The 17,163-nt window shown below is 65.6% G+C and carries 12 protein-coding genes; 8 read left to right on the top strand and 4 right to left on the bottom strand.

Going from position 1 to position 17,163, the window contains the following annotated elements; translation table 11 throughout:
- Positions 1-128: 128 nt before the first annotated feature.
- Positions 129-920: an ANT(3'')-Ia family aminoglycoside nucleotidyltransferase AadA1 gene (gene aadA1 / locus QPK31_RS13820; protein WP_001206317.1), complete on the bottom strand. Its 792-nt coding sequence runs from the start codon at positions 918-920 to the stop codon at positions 129-131.
- Positions 921-1,061: 141 nt separating this feature from the next.
- Here aadA1 and intI1 point away from each other — a divergent pair, with 141 nt between their 5' ends.
- From intI1 to QPK31_RS13805, 3 genes are all read left to right on the top strand, one after another.
- Positions 1,062-2,075: a class 1 integron integrase IntI1 gene (gene intI1, locus QPK31_RS13815; protein ID WP_000845054.1), complete on the top strand. Its 1,014-nt coding sequence runs from the start codon at positions 1,062-1,064 to the stop codon at positions 2,073-2,075.
- A 360-nt stretch (positions 2,076-2,435) separates the two neighbouring features.
- Positions 2,436-2,996 (top strand): recombinase family protein, encoded by a 561-nt coding sequence (locus QPK31_RS13810; protein WP_003090771.1) that lies wholly within the window; start codon positions 2,436-2,438, stop codon positions 2,994-2,996.
- Positions 2,997-2,999: 3 nt separating this feature from the next.
- Complete coding sequence (locus QPK31_RS13805; RefSeq protein WP_290423507.1) at positions 3,000-5,966, top strand: Tn3 family transposase; 2,967 nt, start codon at positions 3,000-3,002, stop codon at positions 5,964-5,966.
- Here the strand turns inward: QPK31_RS13805 and QPK31_RS13800 are convergent.
- Positions 5,963-6,091, bottom strand: coding sequence for a hypothetical protein (locus QPK31_RS13800; RefSeq protein WP_290423506.1), 129 nt, complete (start codon positions 6,089-6,091; stop codon positions 5,963-5,965). The genes QPK31_RS13805 and QPK31_RS13800 overlap by 4 nt on opposite strands.
- A 299-nt stretch (positions 6,092-6,390) precedes the next feature.
- Here QPK31_RS13800 and QPK31_RS13795 point away from each other — a divergent pair, with 299 nt between their 5' ends.
- The 4 genes from QPK31_RS13795 (at position 6,391) to QPK31_RS13780 (ending at position 13,006) form a co-directional block, all read left to right on the top strand.
- The gene (locus tag QPK31_RS13795) at positions 6,391-7,791 is read left to right on the top strand and encodes a metallophosphoesterase (protein ID WP_290423505.1); all 1,401 of its coding nucleotides are present in this window, start codon (positions 6,391-6,393) and stop codon (positions 7,789-7,791) included.
- Between the two features lie 213 nt (positions 7,792-8,004).
- Positions 8,005-9,189, top strand: coding sequence for a cation:proton antiporter (locus QPK31_RS13790; RefSeq protein ID WP_290423504.1), 1,185 nt, complete (start codon positions 8,005-8,007; stop codon positions 9,187-9,189).
- A gap of 1 nt (position 9,190) precedes the next feature.
- Positions 9,191-10,318 carry a YbdK family carboxylate-amine ligase gene (locus QPK31_RS13785; RefSeq protein ID WP_290423503.1) on the top strand — a complete coding sequence of 376 codons (1,128 nt, stop codon included), beginning with the start codon at positions 9,191-9,193 and terminating at the stop codon, positions 10,316-10,318.
- A 156-nt stretch (positions 10,319-10,474) separates the two neighbouring features.
- Complete coding sequence (locus QPK31_RS13780) at positions 10,475-13,006, top strand: M20/M25/M40 family metallo-hydrolase (RefSeq protein WP_290423502.1); 2,532 nt, start codon at positions 10,475-10,477, stop codon at positions 13,004-13,006.
- On the opposite strand, the gene QPK31_RS13775 is transcribed toward QPK31_RS13780, so the two are convergent.
- Positions 13,003-13,497, bottom strand: coding sequence for a MarR family winged helix-turn-helix transcriptional regulator (locus tag QPK31_RS13775; RefSeq protein ID WP_290423501.1), 495 nt, complete (start codon positions 13,495-13,497; stop codon positions 13,003-13,005). The two genes, QPK31_RS13780 and QPK31_RS13775, sit on opposite strands and share 4 nt — an antisense overlap.
- 124 nt (positions 13,498-13,621) lie before the next feature.
- Between QPK31_RS13775 and QPK31_RS13770 the strand changes: the two genes are divergently transcribed.
- Entirely contained in the window at positions 13,622-16,045 is a 2,424-nt protein-coding gene (locus tag QPK31_RS13770; protein ID WP_290423500.1) for a transglycosylase domain-containing protein, read from the top strand.
- Positions 16,046-16,293: 248 nt separating this feature from the next.
- On the opposite strand, the gene QPK31_RS13765 is transcribed toward QPK31_RS13770, so the two are convergent.
- A complete protein-coding gene (locus QPK31_RS13765) occupies positions 16,294-17,133 on the bottom strand; it encodes a glucose 1-dehydrogenase (RefSeq protein WP_290423499.1) in 840 nt (279 codons plus the stop codon).
- Positions 17,134-17,163 lie beyond the last annotated feature (30 nt).

The raw sequence follows: 17,163 nt of genomic DNA, 5'->3' as shown, positions 1-17,163 counted from the left end.
ACATCGACCCACGGCGTAACGCGCTTGCTGCTTGGATGCCCGAGGCATAGACTGTACAAAAAAACAGTCATAACACCTGAATTAAGCCGCGCCGCGAAGCGGCGTCGGCTTGAACGAATTGTTAGACATTATTTGCCGACTACCTTGGTGATCTCGCCTTTCACGTAGTGAACAAATTCTTCCAACTGATCTGCGCGCGAGGCCAAGCGATCTTCTTCTTGTCCAAGATAAGCCTGTCTAGCTTCAAGTATGACGGGCTGATACTGGGCCGGCAGGCGCTCCATTGCCCAGTCGGCAGCGACATCCTTCGGCGCGATTCTGCCGGTTACTGCGCTGTACCAAATGCGGGACAACGTAAGCACTACATTTCGCTCATCGCCAGCCCAGTCGGGCGGCGAGTTCCATAGCGTTAAGGTTTCATTTAGCGCCTCAAATAGATCCTGTTCAGGAACCGGATCAAAGAGTTCCTCCGCCGCTGGACCTACCAAGGCAACGCTATGTTCTCTTGCTTTTGTCAGCAAGATAGCCAGATCAATGTCGATCGTGGCTGGCTCGAAGATACCTGCAAGAATGTCATTGCGCTGCCATTCTCCAAATTGCAGTTCGCGCTTAGCTGGATAACGCCACGGAATGATGTCGTCGTGCACAACAATGGTGACTTCTACAGCGCGGAGAATCTCGCTCTCTCCAGGGGAAGCCGAAGTTTCCAAAAGGTCGTTGATCAAAGCTCGCCGCGTTGTTTCATCAAGCCTTACGGTCACCGTAACCAGCAAATCAATATCACTGTGTGGCTTCAGGCCGCCATCCACTGCGGAGCCGTACAAATGTACGGCCAGCAACGTCGGTTCGAGATGGCGCTCGATGACGCCAACTACCTCTGATAGTTGAGTCGATACTTCGGCGATCACCGCTTCCCTCATGATGTTNCCATCCACTGCGGAGCCGTACAAATGTACGGCCAGCAACGTCGGTTCGAGATGGCGCTCGATGACGCCAACTACCTCTGATAGTTGAGTCGATACTTCGGCGATCACCGCTTCCCTCATGATGTTTAACAAGCCATGAAAACCGCCACTGCGCCGTTACCACCGCTGCGTTCGGTCAAGGTTCTGGACCAGTTGCGTGAGCGCATACGCTACTTGCATTACAGTTTACGAACCGAACAGGCTTATGTCAACTGGGTTCGTGCCTTCATCCGTTTCCACGGTGTGCGTCACCCGGCAACCTTGGGCAGCAGCGAAGTCGAGGCATTTCTGTCCTGGCTGGCGAACGAGCGCAAGGTTTCGGTCTCCACGCATCGTCAGGCATTGGCGGCCTTGCTGTTCTTCTACGGCAAGGTGCTGTGCACGGATCTGCCCTGGCTTCAGGAGATCGGAAGACCTCGGCCGTCGCGGCGCTTGCCGGTGGTGCTGACCCCGGATGAAGTGGTTCGCATCCTCGGTTTTCTGGAAGGCGAGCATCGTTTGTTCGCCCAGCTTCTGTATGGAACGGGCATGCGGATCAGTGAGGGTTTGCAACTGCGGGTCAAGGATCTGGATTTCGATCACGGCACGATCATCGTGCGGGAGGGCAAGGGCTCCAAGGATCGGGCCTTGATGTTACCCGAGAGCTTGGCACCCAGCCTGCGCGAGCAGCTGTCGCGTGCACGGGCATGGTGGCTGAAGGACCAGGCCGAGGGCCGCAGCGGCGTTGCGCTTCCCGACGCCCTTGAGCGGAAGTATCCGCGCGCCGGGCATTCCTGGCCGTGGTTCTGGGTTTTTGCGCAGCACACGCATTCGACCGATCCACGGAGCGGTGTCGTGCGTCGCCATCACATGTATGACCAGACCTTTCAGCGCGCCTTCAAACGTGCCGTAGAACAAGCAGGCATCACGAAGCCCGCCACACCGCACACCCTCCGCCACTCGTTCGCGACGGCCTTGCTCCGCAGCGGTTACGACATTCGAACCGTGCAGGATCTGCTCGGCCATTCCGACGTCTCTACGACGATGATTTACACGCATGTGCTGAAAGTTGGCGGTGCCGGAGTGCGCTCACCGCTTGATGCGCTGCCGCCCCTCACTAGTGAGAGGTAGGGCAGCGCAAGTCAATCCTGGCGGATTCACTACCCCTGCGCGAAGGCCATCGGTGCCGCATCGAACGGCCGGTTGCGGAAAGTCCTCCCTGCGTCCGCTGATGGCCGGCAGCAGCCCGTCGTTGCCTGATGGATCCAACCCCTCCGCTGCTATAGTGCAGTCGGCTTCTGACGTTCAGTGCAGCCGTCTTCTGAAAACGACACAAGGCGCATCACGCCGTCAGAATAGAGTCCGCTTTCACATTCTTTGACACATGCTTGCCAAGGTCATAGATTTCAGCCTGACAAATTCAAGGCTTCGGGCGCAATGGAACCAAAAACCAACGCAAGCCCTGCCGCCCATCCAGCCCATGGAGGCATCTTGCAGGGACAACGCATCGGTTACGTCCGGGTCAGCAGCTTCGACCAGAACCCGGAACGCCAACTTGAACAGGTCGAGGTCGGCAAGCTGTTCACCGACAAAGCCTCGGGCAAGGACACCCAGCGTCCCCAGCTGGAGGCCATGCTCGGTTTCGTTCGCGAAGGCGACACCGTGGTGGTGCACAGCATGGATCGCCTGGCACGAAACCTCGATGATTTGCGCCGCCTGGTGCAGAAGCTGACCCAGCGCGGTGTGCGCATCGAGTTCTTGAAGGAAGGCCTGGTGTTCACCGGCGAGGACTCGCCGATGGCCAACCTGATGCTGTCGGTCATGGGGGCCTTTGCCGAGTTTGAGCGCGCCCTGATTCGCGAGCGGCAGCGCGAGGGCATCGCCCTGGCCAAGCAGCGCGGTGCCTACCGGGGCCGCAAGAAAGCCCTCTCCGACGAGCAAGCCATCACGCTGCGGCAGCGGGCCGCTGCGGGCGAGCCGAAGGCGCAGCTCGCCCGCGAGTTCGGCATCAGCCGAGAAACCCTCTATCAGTACCTTCGCAAGGACGACTGAACCATGCCGCGTCGCTCGATTCTCTCGGCTACGGAGCGCGACACCTTGCTTGCGTTGCCGGAAAGCCAGGATGACCTGATCCGCTACTACACCTTCAACGACTCCGACCTGTCGCTGATCCGCCAGCGGCGCGGCGACGCCAACCGCCTGGGCTTCGCGGTGCAGCTCAGCCTGCTGCGCTACCCCGGCTATGCGTTGGGCACCGACAGCGAGCCGCCCGAGCCGGTCATCCAGTGGGTGGCCAAGCAAGTTCAGGCCGACCCGGCGAGTTGGTTGAAGTACGGCGAACGCGACGTGACTCGCCGCGAGCACGCCCAGGAACTGCGCACCTACCTACAACTGGCCCCGTTCGGCCTGTCCGACTTCCGCGCCCTGGTGCGCGAGCTGACCGAGTTGGCCCAGCAGACCGACAAGGGCTTACTGCTGGCCGGTCAGGCCCTGGAGAGCCTGCGACAGAAGCGGCGCATTCTGCCGGCGTTGAGCGTAATTGATCGAGCTTGTTCGGAGGCCATTGCGCGGGCCAATCGCCGAGTCTACCGCGCCCTGGTCGAACCACTCACGGACTCGCATCGGGCCAAGCTGGACGAGCTGTTGAAGCTCAAGGCCGGCAGCAGCATCACCTGGTTGACCTGGCTGCGACAGGCACCGCTGAAACCGAACTCCCGCCACATGCTCGAACACATCGAGCGGCTGAAGACATTTCAGCTGGTGGACTTGCCCGAAGGCCTGGGCCGACACATCCACCAGAACCGCCTGCTCAAGCTGGCCCGCGAGGGTGGGCAGATGACGCCCAAAGACCTCGGCAAGTTCGAGCCGCAGCGACGCTACGCGACCCTGGCCGCCGTGGTGCTGGAGAGCACCGCGACGGTGATTGATGAGTTGGTCGATCTGCACGACCGTATCCTGGTCAAGCTGTTCAGCAGCGCGAAGCACAAGCATCAGCAGCAGTTCCAGAAGCAGGGCAAGGCGATCAACGACAAGGTGCGCCTGTACTCGAAGATCGGCCAGGCTCTGCTGGAAGCCAAGGAAAGCGGTAGCGATCCCTATGCCGCCATTGAGGCGGTGATTCCCTGGGACGAGTTCACCGAGAGCGTCAGCGAGGCCGAGCTGCTGGCCCGGCCGGAAGGCTTCGACCATCTGCACCTGGTCGGCGAGAACTTCGCCACTCTGCGCCGTTACACGCCGGCCTTGCTGGAGGTGCTGGAACTGCGCGCTGCCCCGGCTGCGCAAGGCGTGCTGGCAGCCGTGCAGACCCTGAGCGAGATGAACGCCTACAACCTGCGCAAGGTGCCGGCCGATGCGCCCACCGCCTTCATCAAGCCGCGCTGGAAGCCGCTAGTGATAACCCCGGAAGGCCTCGACCGGCGCTTCTACGAAATCTGCGCCCTGTCCGAGCTGAAGAACGCGCTGCGCTCCGGTGACATCTGGGTCAAGGGCTCGCGGCAGTTCCGCGACTTCGACGACTACCTGCTGCCGGCAGAGAGGTTCGCCGCGCTCAAGCATGCGCAGGCTCTGCCCCTGGCGATCAACCCGAACAGCAACCAGTACCTGGAAGAGCGCTTGCAGCTGCTGGACGAGCAGCTGGCCACCGTCACCCGCCTGGCCAAGGACAACGAGCTGCCCGATGCCATCCTCACCGAGTCCGGGCTGAAGATCACCCCGCTGGATTCCGCGGTGCCCAATACCGCGCAGGCGCTGATCGACCAGACCAGCCATTTGCTGCCGCGCATCAAGATCACCGAACTGCTGATGGACGTGGACGACTGGACGGGCTTCAGCCGCCACTTCACACACCTGAAGGACGGTGCCGAGGCCAAAGACCGGACATTGCTGCTGTCAGCGATCCTGGGCGATGCAATCAACCTCGGGCTGACCAAGATGGCCGAGTCGAGCCCCGGCCTGACCTACGCCAAGCTGTCCTGGCTGCAAGCCTGGCACATCCGAGACGAAACCTACTCGGCGGCCCTGGCCGAGTTGGTCAACCACCAGTACCGCCATGCCTTTGCCGCCCATTGGGGCGACGGCACGACTTCCTCTTCCGATGGCCAGCGCTTCCGCGCGGGCGGCCGGGGCGAAAGCACCGGGCACGTCAACCCGAAGTACGGCAGCGAGCCGGGACGGCTGTTCTACACCCACATCTCCGACCAGTACGCTCCGTTCAGCACTCGCGTGGTGAATGTCGGCGTGCGCGATTCCACCTACGTGCTCGACGGCCTGCTGTACCACGAATCCGACTTGCGGATCGAGGAGCACTACACCGACACGGCCGGCTTCACCGATCACGTCTTCGCCCTGATGCACCTGCTGGGCTTCCGCTTTGCGCCGCGTATCCGCGACTTGGGTGAAACCAAGCTGTACGTGCCGCAAGGCGTGCAGACCTACCCAACGCTGCGACCGATGATCGGCGGCACCCTGAACATCAAGCACGTTCGCGCCCATTGGGACGACATCCTGCGCCTGGCCAGCTCGATCAAGCAGGGCACCGTCACCGCCTCGCTGATGCTGCGCAAGCTCGGCAGCTATCCGCGCCAGAATGGCCTGGCCGTGGCCCTGCGCGAGCTGGGCCGGATCGAGCGCACGCTGTTCATCCTCGACTGGTTGCAGAGTGTCGAGCTGCGCCGCCGCGTGCATGCCGGATTGAACAAGGGTGAAGCGCGCAACTCCCTAGCCAGGGCAGTGTTCTTTAACCGTCTCGGCGAAATCAGGGATCGGAGCTTCGAGCAGCAGCGCTACCGGGCCAGCGGCCTCAACCTGGTGACAGCCGCCATCGTGCTGTGGAACACGGTGTACCTGGAGCGCGCCACCCAGGCGCTAGGCGAAACTGGCAAGCCGGTGGACGGGGAACTGCTGCAATACCTGTCGCCTCTGGGCTGGGAACACATCAACCTGACCGGCGATTACGTCTGGCGGCAGAGCCGCAGGCTGGAAGACGGGAAGTTCAGACCGCTACGGCTGCCCGGAAAACCTTAGCGTACGATTTTTTCCGAATTCTGCGGGCTCCCCTTGAACCGGTAGCCGACCCAGGCGCCGACGAGCAGGGCGCCGCCGGCGACCAGGCCCCAGAAGCCTGCTTGCAGCCATACCGGTATATCCATGCGGGTCTCCATTGTTGTGTTTGTCAAAATGGTACTACCAAGGCCGGCATGGCGGAGTTCTGCTGGGTGTAGGGTGGTCGGCTACACCCGATGCCATGCAAGTCTGCGGTGCCGGCGCCGCCCACGCGTTCAATGCCCCTCCGCTCGGCCCGCCACCTTGCAGACAGCGGTTGAACGCGTGGGCGGCGGACACCCAGCAGCGTTTCAGCCCGACGGGTGGAGCCGGCCACCCTACGGCACGGATTCACGGGATCGTCATACGGCTGTGATACATTCGGCACTTTTGCAGGAAAGGCAGCATGAACCTGACCCCTTCGATTCCATCGATCCGCCTGGCGGCCCTGCTGGCCGCCTCCACCCTGGCCGGCTGCGCAGCGTACACGCCCGTTCCCACGCATACCGAAGCAGCCTTTGTCCTGATCGGCGATAACGGCCAGGCCATCGCGCGCGTGATCACGGCGCAGCAGGCTTGCCCGCCGCTGCAGGTCGACGGCCACCTGATCCCGATGCGCGTGCGCGTGCCGTTCTCCAGCATTCCGGCGCGCGCCGGCCAGGCGCACACGCCGCCGTCGAGCGCGGTGCTCACCTGCGAGGCCCCGATCCCGGCCGGCAGCTTCACCGCCCAGGTCAACGGCCAGTCGCTGCCGGTGCCGAAAGCGGAACCGAAGCGCATCGTCGTCATCGGCGACACCGGCTGCCGCCTGAAGGGCAAGGACTTCCAGGACTGTAACGATCCCAAGGGCTACCCCTTCTCGACCGTGGCCGCCAGCGCCGCCGCCTTCAAGCCGGACTTGGTGATCCACGTCGGCGACTACCACTATCGCGAAGACCCGTGCCCGAGCGGCCGCCCCGGCTGCGCCGGCAGCCCCTACGGCTACGGCTACGACGCCTGGGCCGCCGACTTCTTCACGCCGGCGAAAACCCTGCTGGCGGCGGCGCCCTGGGTGGTCGCGCGCGGCAACCACGAGAACTGCACGCGCGGCGGGCAGGGCTGGTGGCGCTATCTCGATCCGCGCCCGTTCGAGACCGGGCGCGATTGCGACAAGCCGGAGAACGACGCCACCGGCGACTACAGCGACCCTTACGCGGTGCCGCTGGGTGGCGGCGCGCAGCTGATCGTGTTCGATACCGCGAACACCAACTACAAGGGCCTGCCGGCGAGCGACCCGCGCCGCGCGCGCTATGCCGACACCTACCGCAAGGTCGAGGCGCTGGCCAGGAATGCGCAATACAACATCGGCGTCGACCACCATCCGCTGTTCGCCTTCGGCGCGAACCGCGACGCGAAGACCGGCGAGATCACGCTGTTCGGCGGCGACAAGGGCTTGCTGGATGCCTTTGGCGACGTCGATCCGGGCTACTTCCCGCGTTCGGTGAGCATGCTGCTGTCGGGCCACGTGCACCTGTGGGAACAACTCAGCTTCTCGACGCCGCACCCGACCCAGTTCGTGGCCGGCTTCTCGGGCACCGCCGAGGATATCGTGCCGCTGCCCGCCAGCGCGCCGCCTGGCCAGAGCCCGGCGCCGGGCGCCATCGTGGAGACCATGAGTTCGTGGATCGACGGCTTCGGCTTCATGACCATGGAGCGCACCGGCCCGGATGCCTGGCTAGTCAAGGTGATGGACCGCGACGGCAAGCAGCGCAACAGCTGCAGCGTCAAAGGCAAGCGCTCGCGCTGCGAAGTTGCACAAGTGAAATAGTGGTAAGTACATTTAGTCAAATATAATTGCCAGTAGAATATTTATCAGGCAATATAGACCCTATCGGAGCCGCCGCCATGGCGGGCTCGCGATCAGCGATGAGGCGTACACCACGTTTCTTTTGAGCCCCCGGGCACCCCGGGGGCTGTTTTTCGCGGAAGGCCCACCGCCCGGTGGTGCATGTCTTTCTTCCGCCCTGCCTGGAGGAAATGCATGCTCGACTATTCCGACCTTGGACTACAACTCGCCTGGCCGCTGGCCATGACGCTGGCCTGGATGGCCGGCGAACTGGTCTACCGCTGGACCGCGCTGCCGCGCATCGCCGTCTACGGCCTGGCCGGCTTCGTGTTCGGCAACCTGGCCGCCGGCTACCTGCCGCCCTCGGAAGCGAAGAACTTCATGTGGCTGGCGAACCTGGGCCTGGGCCTGATCCTGTTCGAGCTGGGCTACCGCATCAACCTGCGCTGGCTGAAGAACAATCCCTGGATCGTCGTCACCTCGGTGCTGGAAGCGATCTGCACCTTCGGTGTCGTGTATCTCGTTTCCTGGTACTTCGGCATGGAACGCCTGCCGGCTGCGCTGACGGCCTCGCTGGCGATGTCGAGCTCGCCCGCCGGCCTGCTGCGCGTGCTGAACGAGCAGGGCGCTTCCGGCCAGGTGACCGAGCGCGCCATGCACCTGACGGCGCTGAACTGCGTGATGGCGGTCTTCACCTTCAACATCGTGGTCGGCATCGGCGTGTTCCAGACCTCCGGCGACCTGACCCACGCGGCCGGCAGCAGCCTGCTGGTGCTGGTGGCGTCCGCCGGGCTGGGTGCGCTGTTCGGCGCCCTGGTGCCGTTCTGGCTGCGCATCATCGACGCCTCGCGCGACGGCACCCTGGCATTCGCGCTGGCCGTCGTGCTGCTGGTGGCGATCACCTCGGTGCTGCCGCTGTCGCCGGTGCTGGCCGCGCTGACCTTCGGCCTGGTGGCGCGCCACCGCCGCATCGCCCTCAGCCCGGCGCAGCGCAACTTCGGCGTGCTCGGCGACCTGTTGGCCGTGCTGATGTTCTTTTTCGTGGCCACCAAGGTGCAGGTCGAGCACATCGGTGGCGGCCTGGCCCTGGGCCTGCTGCTGGTGGCGGTGCGCGCGGTCGTCAAGGTCGGCATCTGCACCGCGTTCGCGCGCGTGTCGGGCATCTCGGCGCGCAAGGGCGCCTTGTCCGGTCTCGCGCTCACGCCGATGGCGGTGTTCGCCATCCTGCTGATGGAGCAGACGCGCTGGATCGGCGTCGATCTGTTCGACAGTCTGGCGCCGCTGGCGGCCGTGATGCTGCTGCTCGACGTCGCCGGCCCGATCCTGACGCAACGCGCAGTGGTCTGGGCCAATGAAACCCGTGCCGGAAAGGAGGCCTGATATGGCGCTCGAAAAATTCGCCCAATCCCAGCCGCTCACCATGGGCGTGGAGCTGGAACTGCAACTGGTCAGCCTGTCGGACTTCGACCTGGTGGCCGCCTCGCCGGACATGCTGGAGCTCCTTGGCCGCGCGCCTTTCCCCGGCAACGTCACGCCCGAGATCACCGAGAGCATGATCGAAATTAATTCGAGCGTGCACACCCACCACGGCGAACTGCTGAAGGAACTGCGCGAGATCCGCGACACCCTGCTGCGCGCCGGCGACCGCCTGAACGTGGGCGTCTGCGGCGGCGGCACCCACCCGTTCCAACAGTGGTCGCAGCGCCGCATCTTTTCCAAGCCGCGCTTTCGCGAGGTGTCGGCCCTGTACGGCTACCTGGCCAAGCAGTTCACGGTGTTCGGCCAGCACGTGCACATCGGCTGCGGCTCGGGCGACGAGGCGCTGTTCCTGCTGCACGCGCTGAACCGCTACATCCCGCATTTCATCGCCTTGTCGGCTTCGTCGCCGTTCCTGCAGGGCAGCGACACCCGCTTTAACTCGGCGCGTTTAAACTCGGTGTTCGCCTTCCCGCTGTCGGGGCGGGCGCCTTTCCTGCTCAGCTGGGACGCTTTCGAGCGCGACTACTTCACGCGCATGGAAAACACCGGCATCGTGCGCAGCATGAAGGACTTTTACTGGGACCTGCGGCCGAAGCCGGAATACGGCACCATCGAGCTGCGCGTCTGCGACACGCCGCTGACGGTGGAGCGGGCCGCCGCGCTGGCCTGCTACCTGCAAGCGCTGTGCCGCCATCTGCTGGAGCGCAACGAGCCGCCGCCGCAGGAAGACGACTACCTGGTCTACAACTACAACCGCTTCCAGGCCTGCCGCTTCGGCCTCGACGGCACCCTGGTGCATCCGCAGACCCACGAAACGATCTCGCTGCGCGAAGACATCCTGACCACGCTGCGCCACCTCGAACCGCACGCCAGGGCGCTGGGCAGCGAAGCGGCGCTCGAACACCTGTACAACGAAACCCACACCGGCAGCGACGCGGCCTTCCTGCGCGAGGCGCACGAGGAAGCGGGCAGCACCGAGGGCATCGTCGATGCGGCGCTGCGCCGCTTCCGCGCCGACTATCCGACCTGAGGATGTGGCTATCGCTGCACGTGTCGCCGGCGGTTCGCGTAGCGGCGCGGGATGGCACGGCTCTGGGGCTGTCCGGATCCGGATAGTATTGTCCGCAGGCGGACAGCTGCCCGCGCGAGCCGCACGCGCTTCCATGGGACGACTGCGCCTGGCACGATGATTGCGATGAAGGAATCGGCATCCTTCATCAACATCACTGGAACAGGCGGACCAATGAACCTTCATCGCTGTCATGCAGTCGTCTTCGCGCTGTGGGCGCGTCTTTCGCGTCTTTCGCGCCTCCCCTCGGGAGCGGGCTGCTTGCTCTGCGCCGCGGCCTGCCCGGGTGCACTGCACGCCGCCGCGCCCGCGACCTCCGCGCTCGCCGGACAATGGCGCGTCGAAACCGCCGTCGGCGCCACGTCGGATAACGGCGTCGTCACCGATATCATGGGCAAGGGCATTCTCACGATCACGCGTTCCGCGAGCGGACTGGCGGGCTCGATCGCCTGGCTCGACGAACAGGGCCAGGTCAGCTCCACGCGCGACATGGATGGCCGCTTCGAGGGCGGGCGCGCCGTCTTTACCCACGCCGGCAAGCGCGTTACGCGCGGCCGCGACGGTGAGGACGCCAGCACCGAGGTGACCGTGCGCTGGACGCTCGCGGCGCAGGGTGAGCGGCTGGTCGGCGAGCGGCTGATCGAGACCGACGAGGACGAACCCAAGCCTGTGCGGGGGCAACGCGTCGCTGCGCGCGATGTCCGCCCCTTGGCCGCGCTGCGGCTTGTTGCGGCGAGCGCGCCGCAACGGGAACCGGATGCCGCCCCGGCACGCGGGCCATCGACCGAAGCCGAGCGTGCGCGCGTGCTGCGGCTGGCGCGCGCACCGGAGATCGAGCGCGGGCACGATCCGCGCGCGGCCATGCTGCGCGACGGCGCCTGGCTCGACAGCTGGGTGCGCGAGGTTCCCGACCTCACGTTCGAACCTGGACCCGCGTTCGGCTGGCTTGGGGCGGCGGGTGGCGCCGGCAGCGGCGAGGTACTGCAGTTCCAGTACACGGCCAGCGCCATGGCATTCCAGATCGAACAGCCGATGCCGCGCGTACAGCCGGACGCGGTCGCCGCCGCAGGCATGGAGGGGGCCTCGCGCGCCTACGAAGCCTTGCTGCGCCGGGATCCGAAGCAAAGATCGGAAAAGCTGGACCTGGCCCTCTCTGCCCGCGCCAGGGGCGAGCTGCCGGCGTTCCTGGCAGCCCTGGGGGGCAGGGACCCCGGCGCGGCGTTTGCCGGCCCCGGGCGCACGGCCTCGGACGACCCGGTCGTGCAAGCGGTCGTCAGGCTCGGCACCACCGACGGGCGCGCGCTGGAATGGCTCGACATCCTGAGCAACCGCTTCGGCGGCCGCATGCCGGGCAGCGACGCCTACACGCACGCGGCGGCATGGGCGCGCATGCAGTTCGCACAGTGGGGCCTGCGAGCCGAGCTCGAAGAAGCAGGGCAGGTAGCGGTGGGTTTCAACCGCGGCCCATGGATGGCACGTATGGTGGCACCGCGCGAAGAGACGCTGCGCATGGCGACGCCGGCATTCACCGCCGGCACCCGCGGCCGGCAGCGCGGCCTGGCCGTCGCCGGACCCGCCACCCTCGACCAGGCCCTGGCGCGGGCTGCCGAATTCCGGGACAAATGGGTGCTGATCGGCGGCCGCAGCAGTGGCGGCGGACGCGACGGCGAATACTTCCACCGGCCGCGGGCGATCATGCTGGCGTTGGCAAAGGCAGGCGCGCTGGGCACCATCCAGGCCGCCGACGAGCCCCTGTATTCCGGCACCGCAGCGCCGACTTCCTGGGATGCGCTGCCGACGCTCCCCGATATCAAGCTGGCCGCGGCGCAGTACGACGCTATCCGGCAGCGCACGGCCTCCGGGGAGCCGGTCGTGCTGGAATTCGACATCCGCAACTGGTTCTATCCCGGCCCCGTGGCATGGCACAACGTGGTGGCGCGCATTCCCGGGACGCAGCAACCGGACGAGATCGTGCTGCTGGGCGCGCACCTCGACAGCTTCGACGGCGCTACCGGCGCGGCCGACAACGGCGCGGGCGTCGCCACCATGATGGAAGCGATGCGCCTGCTGGCGGCGTCCGGCGCAAAGCCGCGCCGCACCATCATGCTGGTCCTGTTCGGCGCCGAGGAACTCGGATTGAAAGGCGCAGCGGCGTTCGCGCAGCAGCATGCCGCCGCGCTGCCCGGCGTGGTCATGATGCTGAACCGGGATGCGCGGCCCGGCGCCTTGAGCGGCATCGCCGTGCCGCCCGCGTGGGGCGATGTATTCGCCCGTGTGCAGCGCAACCTGGCGGGCGTGCATCCGGTATTCGGCTTCGAGGCCGGCATCGAGCACGCGCCGCGTCCGCGCAATCGGGGAAATACCGGCAGCGACGCTGACGTGTTCGCAGCGAAAGGCATCCTGACGCCGCGACTGTCTGCGCTGACCGATTTCGATTACGAACATGTCCACCATACCGTCGCCGATACCTACGACCAGGTGCTGCCGTTCCGAACGGCGCAGCAATATTCGGCAATCGCGCTCGCCATCATAGCCCACGAAGTCGCGAACGCGCCAGCCGGGACCGGTCGCCAACCCGGCGCTGATGGTCCCGCAGGCTGTGATGGGCGGCCGGCCGGCAGCTGCCCCGTAACCGTCAGCGGACGCTAGGCATCGCCCAGCGGCATATGGGCGCCGGCTTCATCGGCCGCCAGGCGCGCGATCAGCACGGCCAGGTCCTGTTCCAGGCGCGCCAGGGTAGCGGCGTCGAGGCTGGCCAGGGCGTCCGGCAGCACGCCGACGAAAGGCTGGGGCGCGCGCTGCAGCACGGCGTCGGCGGCGGCCAGGGTGCGCAGGGCCACGCCGCGGCGGTCCAGGCCCTCGCGCGCGCTGGCGATCAGGCCGCGGCTGGTGAGGGTGCGCACCAGGTTGCTGGCGGTGGACTGGTGGATGTCGAGTGCGCGCGCCAGTTCGGTCACGCCGATGCCGGGCGATTGGGAGATTACCGACAAGGCCCAGAGCTGGGCCCCGCCCAGGCCGGCGTCGCGCTCGACCTGGCGAAAGTGGCTCTTGATCGAATTGAAGACGATGCGGAACTGGCGCAGCACCCGTGTCTCGGGGGCGAGCCGGTCGACCTCGCCTTGGTTGTTCTGTTGGGACATACCATTATCATAGCGGAAACCGTTCTAATTTTGGTAACACCCACCACGCGACGTTGCGTGCCTGTCACTCGGCTCCGGTCGGCTATACTTTGCGGATAAGGCAACGCATCACCCAAGGACATCAGTGGACCAGGAAGAACAACAAGAAAACGGCATCCGCCGGCAGGCGAAAACCTTGCTCAGCGGCGCAGGCAACAAAGCGCAGGCCGGCGTGCGGCGCGCCCATGGCTTCCTCAGCGGACGGCCGCGCTGGGAACAGGCAGTACTGGTCGGGCTCTGGGCCTTTGCCGCGCTGCTGGTGGCGCTGCTGGTCTATTTGATGATCCTGATTCCGCTCACGCCCGGCATCGACGACCTGAAGCAGGTCAGCAGCGCGCGCCCGAGCGTGATGCTCTCCAGCGACGGCAAGGAGCTCGGCACCTTCGAGCAGGGCCTGCAGGAAAGGGTGAAACTGTCGCAGGTCTCGCCGCACGTGGTCACGGCCCTGATCTCCACCGAAGACCACCGTTTCTACGACCACCACGGCGTCGACTTCACGCGCATCGCCGGCGCGCTGCTGGCCAGCCTGAAGGGCGACGCCCAGGGCGGCTCGACCATCACCCAGCAGCTGGCGCGCAACATGTTCCCCGAGGAGATCGGCCGCGCGCGCAGCATCAACCGCAAGCTGAAGGAACTGATCACCGCCATCAAGATCGAGAACACCTACAGCAAGACCGAGATCCTCGAGGCTTACCTGAACACGGTGCCTTTCCTGTACAACGCGCGCGGCATCGAGATGGCGGCGCGCACCTATTTCAGCAAACCCGCCGCCAAACTCGACGTGCTGGAAGCGGCGACCCTGGTCGGCATGCTGAAGGGGACCTATTACTACAACCCGGTGACCAATCCGGAACGCTCCCTTGGCCGGCGCAACGTGGTGCTGGGCCAGATGTACAAGCACGGCGCCTTCGACGAGAAGCGCTTCAAGGCGCTGACCAGGCGCCCGCTGCGCCTGCGTTTCGAGCGCCAGCTCGATCGCAGCGGCCGCGACGACCATTTCACGGCGCACGTGCGCAAGTGGCTGCTCGAATGGGCCGACGAAAACGACTACGACCTCCAGCTCGACGGCCTGCGCGTCGAGACCACGCTCGATGCCGAGCTGCAGGCGGCGGCCGTGCGTGCGGTCGAGCGCCAGGCCGGCGCGCTGCAGGCGGTGGCCGACGTCGAGTGGTCGTCGCCCAGCCTCTTCAATTCGAGTTCGACCGGTACCTATACCTCCATGCGCCCGGGCGTCAAGGCCTTCGACTACTACTGGCGCTCGCACGCGACGGAACTGGACGCCTTTGTCCGCGAGTCCGGCGAGTACCGGCGCGCGGTCGACGGCGGCGAGGCCCCGGCCGCGGCCCTGAAGCGCCTGAAGGGCGACCGCGACTTCCTGCGCGGCCTGAAGGAAGCCAAGTCGCGCTTGGAAGCCGGTTTCGTCGCCATGGACCCGGGCACCGGCGAAGTCAAGGCCTGGGTCGGCAGCCGCGATTTCGCGCGCGACCAGTACGACCACGTGGCCCAGGCCGCGCGCCAGCCGGGATCGACCTTCAAGCCCATCGTCTACGGCGCGGCGCTGGAAAGCGGCATCCCGCCCGAGCAGACCTATGTCGACACGGTGATGGAATTCGACATGGGCAACGGCAAGGTCTGGCGTCCGACCGACATGTCGGGCACCAGCGGACGCCAGATCACGATGCGCGAAGGCCTGGTCCACTCGAAGAACACGATCACGGCCCAGGTGATGCAGGACGTCGGCCTGCCGTCGGTGATCAAGCTGGCGCGCAATCTCGGCATCCGCCAGAGCAAGCTGTCGCCGGTGCCGTCGCTGGCCCTGGGCACCAGCCCGGTCACGCTGCTGGAGATGGTGAACACCTATGCGACGATTGCCGCCCAGGGCCAGTACCGCAAGCCGGTCTTCGTGCGCCGCATCCTCGACCGCGACGGCAAGGTGATCGCCGACTTCGGCACCGTGGCGCCGGAACGCGCGCTGTCGCAGGCGTCGAGCGAGACGCTGATCGACATCCTGCGCGGGGTCGTGAACCGCGGCACCGGCACGGCGGTGCGCTACCGCTTCGGCGTGACCGGCGACGTGGCCGGCAAAACCGGCACCACCCAGAACAACGCCGACGGCTGGTTCATCCTGATGCACCCGAACCTGGTGGCGGGCGCCTGGGTCGGCTTCAACGACAACCGCGTGACCATGCGCAGCAACTACTGGGGGCAGGGCGGGCACAACGCGATCCTGCTGGTCGGGGATTTCTTCAAGACCGCGCTCGACGAAGGGAAGATCGACAAGGATGCGCTGTTCCCTGGCGGGCGCAAGCCGGAGCCTGTGCATCCGCGCGCGGAGCCCGAGGAAGAGTTCATCGATGAGGAGGAGCTGAACGAGGGCGTGCCGGCGGATGAGGCGATCGAGGTCCTGGCGCCGGTGGAGGACGAGGCGGTCGAGGTGGAGACGGTGCCGGAAGAGGAGATTCCGCCACCGCCGCCGCCACCGACGCCGGTTCCGGCGCCGGAATACTGACCGGTCCCCGGAGTCGACGGCCGCGTTCGTACGGTGGGCACTCCGTGCCCATGCGGAACGCCGCATCGTGTTGACGGATTACCCTATCGATACGCAAAAGCCGCGTTGACGCTTCCAGATGCGTCAACGCGGCTTTTCGTTTTCGATTAGATTAAACGCCAACACCGCGCCAGATTCCGCGTGGGCACGGGGTGCCCACCGTACGGTCACGGCCGCCGATCAATATGACGCTGCGGAGATTCGGCCGCTTATAAAATCGGCGTCCCGCCGGTCACCGCGATCCGCGCGCCGGAAATATAACTCGCCTGGTCCGACGCCAGCATCACATACACCGGCGCCACTTCCGCCGGCTGCCCCGGCCGCTTCATCGGCACCTGCGAGCCGAAGCTTTCCACTTCCTCCGGCGGCATGGTCGATGGAATCAGCGGCGTCCAGATCGGCCCCGGCGCCACTGAATTCGCGCGGATGCCTTTCTCTGCCAGCAGCTGCGCCAGCCCGGCCGTGAAGTTGGCGATCGCGCCCTTGGTGGTGGCATACGCCAGCAGGGTCGGCTTCGGCTTGTCGGAGTTGATCGAGCTGGTGTTGATGATCGACGACCCCGGCTGCATGTGCTTCACCGCCGCTTTGCAGATGTGGAACATGGCCGTGATGTTCACCTGGAAGGTGTAATCCCACTCGTCATCGGGAATCTCTTCCAGCGATTCGCGCGTCATCTGGAAGGCGGCGTTGTTCACCAGGACGTCGATGCGTCCGAATGCCTGCACCGCCTTGTCGACGATCGCCCGGCAGTGGGCCGGCTCGGCGATGTCGCCCGCCACCAGCACGGCCTTGCGGCCGGCTTCCTCGACCAGGCGCGCGGTCTCTTTTGCATCCTCGTGCTCGTTGAGGTAGGCGATCAGCACGTCGGCGCCTTCGCGCGCAAAGGCGAGGGCGACGGCGCGGCCGATGCCGCTGTCGCCGCCGGTGATGATGGTGGCCTTGCCGGCCAGCTTGCCGGAACCCTGGTAGCTGGTTTCGCCGTGGTCGGCCTTGGGCGTGAGCCCGGCTTCGGTCCCGGGTGGCTGCTGTTGTTGCTTGGGCTGGTTCATCGAAACAATCCTCCTTGCGTGATTCGGTTG

This window comes from Massilia sp. YIM B02769 (assembly GCF_030411995.1).
Classification (GTDB): domain Bacteria; phylum Pseudomonadota; class Gammaproteobacteria; order Burkholderiales; family Burkholderiaceae_D; genus Telluria.
The sequence above is the reverse complement of the archived record's forward strand: the minus strand, read 5'-3'. Positions and strand labels throughout refer to the sequence as shown.

Coding starts and splice junctions, on each gene's coding strand:
- intI1 (WP_000845054.1), top strand. CDS start 1,062: ATGAAAACCGCCACTGCGCCGTTACCACCGCTGCGTTCGGTCAAGGTT.
- QPK31_RS13785 (WP_290423503.1), top strand. CDS start 9,191: ATGGCGCTCGAAAAATTCGCCCAATCCCAGCCGCTCACCATGGGCGTG.
- QPK31_RS13780 (WP_290423502.1), top strand. CDS start 10,475: ATGATTGCGATGAAGGAATCGGCATCCTTCATCAACATCACTGGAACA.
- aadA1 (WP_001206317.1), bottom strand. CDS start 920: ATGAGGGAAGCGGTGATCGCCGAAGTATCGACTCAACTATCAGAGGTA.
- QPK31_RS13765 (WP_290423499.1), bottom strand. CDS start 17,133: ATGAACCAGCCCAAGCAACAACAGCAGCCACCCGGGACCGAAGCCGGG.
- QPK31_RS13790 (WP_290423504.1), top strand. CDS start 8,005: ATGCTCGACTATTCCGACCTTGGACTACAACTCGCCTGGCCGCTGGCC.
- QPK31_RS13775 (WP_290423501.1), bottom strand. CDS start 13,497: ATGTCCCAACAGAACAACCAAGGCGAGGTCGACCGGCTCGCCCCCGAG.
- QPK31_RS13800 (WP_290423506.1), bottom strand. CDS start 6,091: ATGGATATACCGGTATGGCTGCAAGCAGGCTTCTGGGGCCTGGTCGCC.
- QPK31_RS13805 (WP_290423507.1), top strand. CDS start 3,000: ATGCCGCGTCGCTCGATTCTCTCGGCTACGGAGCGCGACACCTTGCTT.
- QPK31_RS13795 (WP_290423505.1), top strand. CDS start 6,391: ATGAACCTGACCCCTTCGATTCCATCGATCCGCCTGGCGGCCCTGCTG.